Here is a 9952-nt window from a genome sequence, read left to right as displayed (position 1 = left end):
GCCTACAAGTACATGTGCGAGCGCTACGGCAGCCCGAACGCCGCCTGGTCCTGGTGGGCCGCCCACCACTGGTACTAAGCCGACCCACAGGCTCCAGTGACCCGAAGGGGGCCCGGTGCACACGCACCGGGCCCCCATCGGCGTACCCCCTTCCGCTACGACAGGCGACGGGCCGGTTCAACGGGCGACGGACCGGACCAGCAGCAGCGCCACGTCGTCGGTGCGGTGGCCGGCCTGCCCGGCGTGGCCGATCAGCTCGTCGGCCACCCGTTCGAGCGGTTCATCTCCGCAGCGGGCGAAGGTCGAGGTCAGGCCGTTCAGCATCCGGTCCATGTCGGCACCGGGCTTCTCCACCAGGCCGTCGGTGAACAGCGCCAGGGTGGTGCCCACCGGCAGGCCGATCCGGGTCAGCGGGTAGTCGGCGTCGGGCTCCACGTTCAGCACCAGACCGCCCCGCGGATCCAGCACCCGCGCCCGGCCGTCCGGAGCGCGCAGCAGGGGCGGGGGATGTCCGGCGTTCGCCAGCCAGACCTGCCGTTGGGACAGGTCGACCCTCAGGTAGGCGCAGGTGGCCAGCAGTGTGGTCCCCAGTTCGAAGAGCAGCCGGTTGGTGCGGGCGAGCACGGTGCGCGGATCGGCGTCGGCCGTCGCGAAGGCGTGCATGGCGGTCCGGATCTGCCCCATCAGGGCGGCGGCGTTGACGTTGTGGCCCTCCACGTCGCCGATGACGATCGCCGCGGTGTCCCGGTCGATGCGGATGAGGTCGTAGAAGTCGCCGCCGATGTCCATGCCGTCGGTGCAGGCGAGGTAGCGGGCCGCGCTCTCCAGGCCCGGAACGACCGGCAGGGCGTGCGGCAGGAGGCTCGCCTGGAGTCCCTGGGCGAGCCGGAGTTTGGTGTCGTACAGCCGGGCGCGGTCCAGGGCCTGCGCGATCAGGCCGCCGAGCGCGGTGAGCACGGCGCGTTCGTCCACGGTGAAGGAGTGCGGCTCGGCGAACGCCAGTACGCAGGTGCCGATCAGCCGGCCGGAGACCACCAGCGGCAGATAGGCCCAGGCGGCCATGGCGTCCTGGGTCTCCCGGCGGCCCGGGTAGAGCCGTTCCAGCTCCGCCCGGTTCTCGTAGAAGGCCGGCGCCGGGTCGGTCAGCGCCTGCACTCCCGGTGTGGCGGCGGTCAGCGGAGTGGCGTCGAACTGGTCGACCAGGCCCGGCGGATAGCCCTGGTGACCGACGATGCGCAGCCGGCCGCTCTCCGTCATCAGCACGGCCACCGCCTGGGCGCCGAAGGCCGGCACGATCTGTTCGGAGACCATGCTCACCACGTCCTGCACGCTGACCGCCTCGGTCAGCGCGCTGGCGAGGTGCAGGATGTGGTACAGCACCCCGGCCCGGGTGGGTACGGCGGGTCCGACGACCACCTCGGCGTCCGGCAGGTCCTGCTGGGCGACCTCGGCGTCGGTGATGCGCACGGTGAGCCCGGACACGTTCGGGTAGAGCTGGAAGCACAGCCACCGGTCCGGCGGCCGCAGCGCCACGAACGACATGGGCTGCCCGCTCATCACCGCCGCCAGGTACCGGGTCTCGTACACCGGGTCGCGGAGCCAGGGCAGCACCGTCCAGGGCCGGGCGCCCAGCAGGCGGTCGGCGGGCTCCCCCAGCAGCTCGACGGCTCGCTCGGTGACGATGGTCAGCACGCCGCGCTGGTCGATGGCGCAGATGCCGTCGGGCAACCGGGAGATCATCGCGGTGACCCCGCTGCTCCGTTCGGTGCTGACCGCCATCGGCCGCGGTCCGGGCCTGACCGGCCGGCCGGCGTGGTCCGCCCGTTCCAGTACGCCGACCAGGTCCTCGGCGAGCTCCATCAGCCCGTCGTGCTCCCAGGCCGGCAGTTCGGCGGGATGGCCGGCCGGCCACATCAGGAACACCGCGCCGTAAACGCGCTGCCCCGCGGTGAGCGGGATGGCCGCGAGGCAGAAGGCATAGGGCATGCTCACCGCGACCCGCGGATAGCGCCGCGCCATCTCCGCCGCGCCGCCGACCCAGACCAGGCGGCCGTCGCGCGCCGCGTCGGCCACCGGGATCGGCGCGGCCAGGCCGATGCGTACCCAGGGTCGGATGAACTGCCGTCCCGCGCCCAGCGTGAGCTCCAGCTGGAGCACCTGCAGGTCGTCCGAGAGCAGGTACAGTCCGCCGATGTGCGCGCCGAGCCGGGTGGCGCCCGACCGCAGGGCCGATGCCAGCGCACCCAGGTCGCCGTCGGCAGGTGTTTGCACCCCGGTGGTCCCGGGCCGGGAGAGTGCGGACGACGTGCTCACCACCGCGATCACCTTGCCTCCAGCCGACGAGGTGCGCCCGCGACGGCCTCGTTGTTCCCATATTCGCGCCGACGGCTTCGAATGTCCCGTACGGCGGGCGAGGACGTCACCCTCGGCGCGGTCGCGCCCGGGCGGCCCATCGCCACCACGAGCGACGGAAGTCTCCCCGAGGTAACGCGGCCGCCCCTGCCCCTGCCTCACCGCTTCGCCTGCCTCACCGCTTCGCCGCCGGCCGGATGTAGATCGGGTGGGCGTTGATCCCGACGAACGCGATGGACCGCACCATGCCGACCTTGGCCAGCTGGCGGCCGATGCGGTCGACCGCTTCCGGCGCGAACTGCTCGGCGAGGTAGGCGGCGTGGGCGTCGTCCAGCGACAGCGTGGCAAGGGTGGTCCGCACCGCCGCGACCGCGTCGGCGAGCCGGGTGAACGTGGCCGTCCGCGTCAGGCCCTTGATCTCGACCATGACCGGGTGCGGGAAGTCCGTCCCCGCTTCCCGCGTCCTGCCGGCGCTCTCCGTGTCCGTCATGACTCACCCATCCTCGACACACCGCTGCTTTCCTGTGACGGCGCGGTCGAGGGCCGGGCGGCGGCCGCCGGACCGACGACCGACCACACCGCCTTGCCGACGCCGCCCGCACGCGGACAGCAGCCCCAGCGCACCGACAGCTGATCGACCAGCCACAGCCCCCGGCCGCACTCGTCATCCACACCCGCCCGGTGCACGGTCGGCCGGTCGTTGCTCGCGTCGTGAACCTCTACCCGCAACGCCCCCGGCGACAACTCGAACCGCACGAAGATCAAGCGACCGGGGGACGTACGCCCGTGCTGCACGGCATTGTTGACCAGCTCGGTCAACACCAACTCGCCGACGGCGACGTACAGTTCCCCATCGGTCATGTCCGCAAGGAACCCGCGCAGCAACCGCCGCGCCACGCCTCCCGACTTCCGGTGTCGCGGCAGCCACGCCGAGCGCTCAGTCGCCACGGTCAGCGGCCGATCAAGCCGTTTCGGCACCTCGATCGCTTCCACGCACGGAAGGTCGCTAGAGTCATGCATGTCTGCCTGCTTTTTCCAGGTTGGCCACGCCCCGGGACCGGTCGCACGGTCGCCGGGGTCCATCGTTCCGGCCGGTTACTGAGTGGCATCACTAGACCACGGCCGCGGTACCCTGAAAGAACTTGACGAGTGATCAGTCAAGATTTGCCGCAAGTTCCGGACCTAGCTGTACTGCCATAAGGGGAGGTCAGAGGGGTGGCGGAGGAAGAACGATCCGAGTACTTGACTCCGTTGCAGCGGTTCGGAGTGGAGGTCAGAGAGATCAGGCGCGGTCGCAAGATCACACAAAAGGGCCTCGGGCTGGCCTCCGGCTACTCGGAGGCGTACGTCAGCAAGGTCGAGAAGGGCGTGATGATGCCCTCCGAGACGTTCGCCCAGAAATGTGACACCGTCTTCCAAACGAGTGGTCTCTTCACCCGCCTGCGAGAGCTGGTCCAGAACGGCGACAACCCCTCATGGTTCATCCCGTATCTCCAGCTCGAACGGAAGGCGTCGCGCATCCTTGATTTTTCGGCGACCTGCATCATGGGGATTTTTCAGACGGAAGACTACGCGCGCGCCATCTTCCGAGCCGGGCACCCCCGCCACTCGCTGGAAGCGGTACAGGCCAAGGTGATGGCGCGCATCGCTCGCCGCGAGATCCTGGAGCGGCAGAACCCGCCCATGCTCTGGGTTGTGCTTCACGAAGCGTGCCTGCGAACCGTGGTGGGCGGCCGGTCAGTGATGGCTGCCCAGTTGATGCACCTCATGAAATCAGCGGAGTCTCCCTGCGTGGATTTTCAGGTGATCCCGTTCTCGGCAGGGGCAGTGGCGGCTCACATGCTCCCGTTCACACTACTCACGTTCGATAACGCGCCTACGGTGTTGTACGTGGAAGACCCGCAGGGTGGAAAGCTCTACCAATCATCGGAAACAATGGGAAGCTTTTCCGAAAACTATGACCGCCTGCGGTCGCACGCACTTGCCCCCGATGACTCACTAGAGTTCATCGAGAAGCTCAGTAAGGACTATCTGCAATGATCGCAATTCGGAACCCAATAGACAGCGCCACATGGGAGAAGTCGTCATACAGCGGCTCGAACGGCGGACAATGTGTCGAGTTCTCGCGGGCCTTGGCAACGTCGGGCCTTGTGCCAGTGCGCGACTCCAAGAATCCAGACGGCCCCGTGCTGGTCTTCCCGACCGACGCATGGTCGGCGTTCGTCGCCGGGATCAAGGCGGGGGACTTCCCGACCGGCTGACCGACCAGTCGAAAGCGCCAGACAGCCCCGGCAGGGACCATCCGACCGGGGCTGTGGCAGAGCCAGGAGCGGAACGCTCACCAGTCGAGTGCCTCCGGGTCGTCGGTGGTGTGCATGGCGGCCTCCTCGGCCGTCGCGGCGCCACCGGAGATGCCGACATCCTCCGCGATCATGTCGCTGCGCGCGTCCGTGGCCGCGACCAGCCTCCCGCTCCGCCGGTCGCCCGCCTCCGGATCGATCGGCTCCGGATCGGTGCCGGAGGTGTCGCCGATTCCGTTGCTGTCAGGTGCCGTGACCTCCGGCAGTTCCGCCGCCAGCCGCTTTTCGAGGCTCTCGCGGTCGTGCTGCTCGGAGGCGGTGGTCCCGTGGCGCTCCACGGCGAGCGGGCGCTCCGGCGGGGCGTAGCCTTCGTCGAGTGCCGACTCCAGGCCCCGGTCGACCAGGGTGTCCTCCGGCTCCAGAGGCCCGATGTCGTCCTGTACTTCGGAGCCGTTGGGCTGGTACACCTCGTCGCCCATCAACTCGTCGCCCGGCATGAGACTCTCCTTCGCTGGCCAGGGCCCCCACCGCCCGGCCGTGGTGTCCACCACCGACCGTGCGGACCGGCGGGTGTCCGAGCTGTCGGTCCGCCCCACCGCAGCGCGGCCGGACGGGGGGCTGCCGCACCGACACCGCGGCCCCAGCCCATCGGCAGCGGGCACCCGCCGGGCGGGGTGACCGCCCGTACAACGGACGTCTCTTACAGGGTCCCATGCCACGGCCCGCGCCGCAGGCTCGTACCGGCTCGCGCCGCTCCCCCCGCCGGCCGCCCACGCGGCAACGGCTGGTGGCCGGCCGGTGGCCGCCCCGTCACCGGACCGTGGTCGAGACCGGCCTGCGGTCGACGAGGCGGCCCTGCCGCTCGCGGTCCGGTCCCCGCGGTGGGCGGACGCTACCGGTCCGACCGATCGGCGTGGAACGCGGTGACGCTCTCCCGCCGCGGGCGGAGAGCGGCGGTCACGGCCCGCACGCAGCCGAGCAGCGCCGCCGCGGACGACCACCCGCCGGAACGCCAGAGCAGCAGCTCGCCGTCGGCCACCCGCCAGCTGAACGGCTCGGGCGCGGCGAGCAGTTCGCGGACCGCGGCGGCCGGCAGTACCGTCCTGACGTGGTGCGGATCGCGCGCGTAGGTCCGGTGGCGGCCGTCGAAGGCGGCCACCCCTGTGGGCACCGGAGAGTCCGGGACGGGCTCGACCACCCGCACGGAGTGGAACGCGGGTTCGTGCCGCACCTCCACCTCGCCCAGCGGCACCGACAGTTCCACCCTCGCGACTCCGTACACGTGGGTCGAGCCGTTCTCACGGCAGCTGTAGCAGAACCACGTGAGCGGCAACCCGTCCACCTCGCCGGTGACTTGACCGGCGAGCCGCCGCGACGTCCCGTAGTGGAACGGCGGCGTCGTCGGCAGCTGCTCCAGCCCGAACTCCGGCCGGGGCCGGAACGCATGACTGCCTGTCAGGAGGTTGGAGACCGCCCCGGCGCGGCGCCGTTCACGGTACGGACCGAACCGCGGGGCGCCCAGCACCAGCGCGGCCAGGCAGCCGAAGAGCACGATCGGGACGATGACGCCCATGGCGCCTCCACTGGTCGAAACCTTGTCGACCGCTGCCGCCGAGGCTCGGCGAGGCAGCCGCGACCCTGCCGCCGACCAGACTTCCCGGCACACCACCACCGACGGTACCGAACCGGCGACGAAGCGCAAGAGGCCCTCGTCTGCGCACCGGTGTCCTCCGCCACGTCGGCATCGGCGCTCGGGACGGCCGCCGGCCGGCAACGCCGGGCTGCCCCGCGCGGCGCTCGGGGCCCGGGTACGGCCGTGCGGCGCGGCGCGAACGCACGGCCGGGCGCTGGATGGACAGTAAGGGGATGCCGACACCGCACACACCGCCGGAGCCTGCCGGCCCACGCCCCGAAACAGCGGAGCAGCGAGCCGACCGCAACCTCATCGAACTCCTGCAGGAACTGCGCGTGGTGCAGACCGGTGTGCAGATCCTCCTCGCCTTCCTGCTCGGTATGGCGTTCACAGAGCGCTTCACCCGGCTCGACCGCACCCAACAGGCCCTCTACGTCGTGACGTTCCTGCTGACCCTCGTCTCGGCCGCCGTCCTGTCCACACCCGTGGCACTGCACCGCGGCCTGTTCCACCGGGGCGCCAAGCGCCGCATCGTCGACCTGTCGACCCGTTTCACCGAGGTGGGCCTCGGCTTCCTCGCGCTGGCGCTCAACGGCGCGGTCCTGCTGCTGATGGACGTGGTCCTCGGCCGCGCGGCCGCCGCCGCCATCACCTGCGTGAGCATGGTGATGTTCGCCGTCCTGTGGTTCCTGCTCCCCTGGGCGCTGCGCCGTGAACGGACCCCGGACGCGTGACCCGTCGCGAACGCTAACGGGACCGGGGCGGCGCTCACGGCTCAGGCCCCGACGGCCGTCCGCGACTCCGCCGCAGGCCGGCACCGGCTGACACGGCAGCATCGGTCCGGCCCCGCCGGGGCGCGGGAGCCGGCCGCCGGGGCCGGCTCACCGCTCCCGGCGGATGGCGAGCAGGGCCGCGTCGTCGCTCAGTCCGGCACCGACGTACGCCCGTACGTCCACGAGCAGTTCGTCCAGCAGGGCCTCCGGCTCGCCGTGCGGCAGGACGGCCAGGCGCTGGGCCAGCGGGTAGAACCGGTCGGCCGCGTCCCGGGCCTCGGCCACGCCGTCCGTGTACAGCAGCAGGAGGTCGCCGTGTTCGAAGGTGAAGGACCGGGCGCAGTAGTCCCCGCCGACCAGGTCGAGCAGGGCGAGCGGCGGTGCCGCGACGGGCGGGTCGACCTCGCTGACCTCGCCGTCGTGGCAAAGCAGCGGTGGCGGGTGCCCGCAGTTGACCACGGTGGCCGGGCCCGGTGCGTCGGGGATGCCGACCAGCACCGCCGTGACGAACTCCTCGCTCACCGGGCGGCGCGCCAGCGCCGAGTCCAGCCGCTTGGCGACCTCCGCCAGGTCCGGCTCGGCCCGCGCGGCCTCGCGGAACACCCCGAGCACGTCGGCGGCGGTCTCCACCGCGGCCAGGCCCTTGCCGCACACGTCGCCGAGGAGCAGCCGCACGCCGTACGGCGTCCGGATCACCTCGTACAGGTCCCCGCCGATCCGCGCCTCGGCCTCCGCCGCCACGTAGCGCACCGCGACCACCAGCGGCCCCATCCGCCGGGGAACCAGCCGCAGCAGTGCGCGCTGCGCGGCCTCGGCGACCGTGCGGACCCTGGCCAGCTCCCGTTCCTGCGCCGTCACCACCATCACGTTGGCGCAGCTGAAGAAGGTGATCACGGCCACCGTGACGGCCGCGGTGAGCATCACGACGTCCGGCACATCGACGTCGTAGAGCGCCAGGGCCGCGACGGCGACGACGGCGCCCGCCCCGGCCACCAGCGGGTCCGAAACCCGGCGGGTACCCACTCCGGCCAGCACCGGAAGGGCGGCGAGGATCGGGGCGAGGGTGACTCCGGTCCCGGTGAAAACGTCCGCCACCACGGCTGCCGCGACCAGCGCGTAGCCGCCGGCCGTGAGCCTGCGCGACCACTTGGGCAGGAGCCGCGGCCGAAACCGCGCCCCGTCCTTCAGGAGATCAAACACCGGACTGCCCTTCCGTCCCGCTCGCCCCTCGGCCGAACCGTTCCCCCTCCACAGTCAATCGCCTGCCGCGCTTCCGCGACAGGATTCCCGCGAGGACATCCGGCCTGGTGGGTACGGGGCCGCGCGCGGGGACCCGGCCGAAGCAGTCCGGGCGGATCGGGTACCGCGCGGAGCCGGGAGGGACCGGTACCCCGACGAGGACGGCGGATCCGCCTGCGGCGGGCGACATGCCCGGCTCCCCCGCCGAAATCGATGGCGGCCCGCCCGGCAACCCTGGAGACTTCGGCCCGTGCGCCTCTCCCTTCTGCGACAGACCGACTTCCGCTGGTTCTTCGCCGGCCAACTGGTGTCCCTGCTCGGCACGTCGATGGCCCCGGTCGCGCTCGCCTTCGCGGTCCTCAACGCCTCGGGCAGTACCGGTGACCTCGGCATCGTGCTCGCCGCCCACATGGTGCCACTGCTCGCGTTCCTCCTGGTGGGCGGCGCCACGGCCGACCGGTTCGGGCGGCGCACGGTGCTGGTGGCCGCGAACCTGGGCTCGGCCCTCACCCAGGGCGGCGTCGCGGCACTGCTGCTGACCGGCCACTACTCCCTCCCCCTGGTGGCCGCGCTGGAGTTCCTGAACGGTGTGCTGGCCGCGTTCACCACACCGGCGCTGCGCGGCATCGTCCCCCAACTCGTCGACCGGGACCGGCTCCAGCAGGCGAACGCACTGCTGGGGTCGATGCGCAACGCCACGAAGATCTTCGGGCCGAGCCTGTCGGGGGTGCTCGTGGTGGTCGTCGGCAGCGGCCCGGCCATCGCCTTCGACGCGGTGACCTACCTCGTCGCCGCCGGGTGCCTCACCCGTCTGTCCCCCGTCGGCCGGGTGGACGCGCCCCGGAAGACCACCATGGCGGCCGACATCCGGGACGGCTGGACGGAGTTCCGCCGCATCCGCTGGGTCTGGGTGGTCTCCCTGACCTTCTGCCTGATCAACATGGTGCAGACCGGAACCTGGCAGATCCTGGGGCCGGAGCTCACCAGGGAACTCAGCGGCGAGGCGACCTGGGGATTCGTGCTCAGCGCCCGCGGGCTCGGCCTGCTGGTGATGAGCTCCCTGATGTACCGGCTGGTGGTCAGGCACCTGCTGCGGCTCGGACAGCTGATGAGCGCGCTCGGGGCCCTGCCGCTGCTGGTGCTCGGCGCGCATCTGCACAGTCCCTGGCTGATCGCCGGTGCCTTCGTCGCGGGTCTCGGCTCCGCCGTGGCCGCCGTCGGCTGGGACACCTCGCTGCAGGAACACGTTCCCCCGCACGCGCTGTCCCGGGTCTCCTCCTACGACGACCTGCTCTCCTACGTCGCGATCCCGATCGGCCAGCTCTGCGTCGGTCCGCTCGCCCACAGGTTCGGCGGCTTCCGGGTGACCACCACCGCCGGACTCGTCTACCTGGTCGCGGCCGTGGCCCCGCTGCTCTCCGGCACCGTCCGCCGGCTGCCCCACGCCCCGGCCGGCCACCGCGCACCCGTTCCGGCCGGCCCCGCCGCCGATGCCGCCGTCCGCCCGGGCACCCCCCAGCAGCCCGCCGGCTGACGGCACTCCTGGGCAGGCCCGGACCGGCGCCGAACCGAAGCCGCGCCGGCAGGCCCCCGATCGCGATGTCAGTGGCTGCGGCAGGATCTGCTTCTCCGACGGTACGGGGCTCGTGATGCCG

Annotated in this window: 10 protein-coding genes; 4 read left to right on the top strand and 6 right to left on the bottom strand. The window is 71.7% G+C overall.

The annotated features are described in order from the left end of the window. Positions 1–177: 177 nt before the first annotated feature. The 3 genes from ACWDAK_RS12265 to ACWDAK_RS12255 form a co-directional block, all read right to left on the bottom strand. Complete coding sequence (locus tag ACWDAK_RS12265) at positions 178–2313, bottom strand: GAF domain-containing SpoIIE family protein phosphatase (RefSeq protein WP_427394272.1); 2136 nt, start codon at positions 2311–2313, stop codon at positions 178–180. Positions 2314–2527: 214 nt separating this feature from the next. Next, positions 2528–2842: a hypothetical protein gene (locus ACWDAK_RS12260; protein WP_427394271.1), complete on the bottom strand. Its 315-nt coding sequence runs from the start codon at positions 2840–2842 to the stop codon at positions 2528–2530. After that, positions 2839–3345 (bottom strand): ATP-binding protein, encoded by a 507-nt coding sequence (locus ACWDAK_RS12255; RefSeq protein WP_427394270.1) that lies wholly within the window; start codon positions 3343–3345, stop codon positions 2839–2841. The genes ACWDAK_RS12260 and ACWDAK_RS12255 overlap by 4 nt, the downstream gene beginning before the upstream one ends. A gap of 222 nt (positions 3346–3567) precedes the next feature. On the opposite strand from ACWDAK_RS12255, the gene ACWDAK_RS12250 reads away from it, so the two are divergent. After that, a complete protein-coding gene (locus ACWDAK_RS12250; RefSeq protein ID WP_427394269.1) occupies positions 3568–4392 on the top strand; it encodes a helix-turn-helix domain-containing protein in 825 nt (274 codons plus the stop codon). Further along, positions 4389–4613: a DUF397 domain-containing protein gene (locus tag ACWDAK_RS12245; RefSeq protein ID WP_344637454.1), complete on the top strand. Its 225-nt coding sequence runs from the start codon at positions 4389–4391 to the stop codon at positions 4611–4613. The genes ACWDAK_RS12250 and ACWDAK_RS12245 overlap by 4 nt, the downstream gene beginning before the upstream one ends. Positions 4614–4690: 77 nt before the next feature. Here ACWDAK_RS12245 and ACWDAK_RS12240 read toward each other — a convergent pair whose 3' ends face one another. Further along, positions 4691–5149, bottom strand: coding sequence for a DUF5709 domain-containing protein (locus tag ACWDAK_RS12240; protein WP_344637455.1), 459 nt, complete (start codon positions 5147–5149; stop codon positions 4691–4693). A gap of 395 nt (positions 5150–5544) precedes the next feature. Beyond that, the gene (locus ACWDAK_RS12235; RefSeq protein WP_427394268.1) at positions 5545–6225 is read right to left on the bottom strand and encodes a hypothetical protein; all 681 of its coding nucleotides are present in this window, start codon (positions 6223–6225) and stop codon (positions 5545–5547) included. Positions 6226–6518: 293 nt separating this feature from the next. Here ACWDAK_RS12235 and ACWDAK_RS12230 point away from each other — a divergent pair, with 293 nt between their 5' ends. Then, positions 6519–7019, top strand: a complete 501-nt coding sequence (locus ACWDAK_RS12230; protein WP_344637457.1) for a DUF6328 family protein — start codon at positions 6519–6521, stop codon at positions 7017–7019. Between the two features lie 147 nt (positions 7020–7166). On the opposite strand, the gene ACWDAK_RS12225 is transcribed toward ACWDAK_RS12230, so the two are convergent. After that, the gene (locus ACWDAK_RS12225; protein WP_344637458.1) at positions 7167–8258 is read right to left on the bottom strand and encodes a PP2C family protein-serine/threonine phosphatase; all 1092 of its coding nucleotides are present in this window, start codon (positions 8256–8258) and stop codon (positions 7167–7169) included. Between ACWDAK_RS12225 and ACWDAK_RS12220 the strand changes: the two genes are divergently transcribed. Continuing rightward, complete coding sequence (locus ACWDAK_RS12220) at positions 8188–9831, top strand: MFS transporter (protein WP_427394267.1); 1644 nt, start codon at positions 8188–8190, stop codon at positions 9829–9831. The genes ACWDAK_RS12225 and ACWDAK_RS12220 overlap by 71 nt on opposite strands. The last annotated feature ends 121 nt before the right edge of the window (positions 9832–9952 follow it).

Source organism: Kitasatospora sp. NPDC001175 (assembly GCF_053598215.1).
Note: the sequence above shows the minus strand (reverse complement) of the source record. Positions and strands in the feature narration are given on the sequence as shown.

Excerpts from the sequence above, each read along its gene's own strand:
- ACWDAK_RS12235 (WP_427394268.1), bottom strand. The coding sequence starts at position 6,225 with ATGGGCGTCATCGTCCCGATCGTGCTCTTCGGCTGCCTGGCCGCGCTG.
- ACWDAK_RS12245 (WP_344637454.1), top strand. The coding sequence starts at position 4,389 with ATGATCGCAATTCGGAACCCAATAGACAGCGCCACATGGGAGAAGTCG.
- ACWDAK_RS12240 (WP_344637455.1), bottom strand. The coding sequence starts at position 5,149 with ATGCCGGGCGACGAGTTGATGGGCGACGAGGTGTACCAGCCCAACGGC.
- ACWDAK_RS12230 (WP_344637457.1), top strand. The coding sequence starts at position 6,519 with ATGCCGACACCGCACACACCGCCGGAGCCTGCCGGCCCACGCCCCGAA.
- ACWDAK_RS12260 (WP_427394271.1), bottom strand. The coding sequence starts at position 2,842 with ATGACGGACACGGAGAGCGCCGGCAGGACGCGGGAAGCGGGGACGGAC.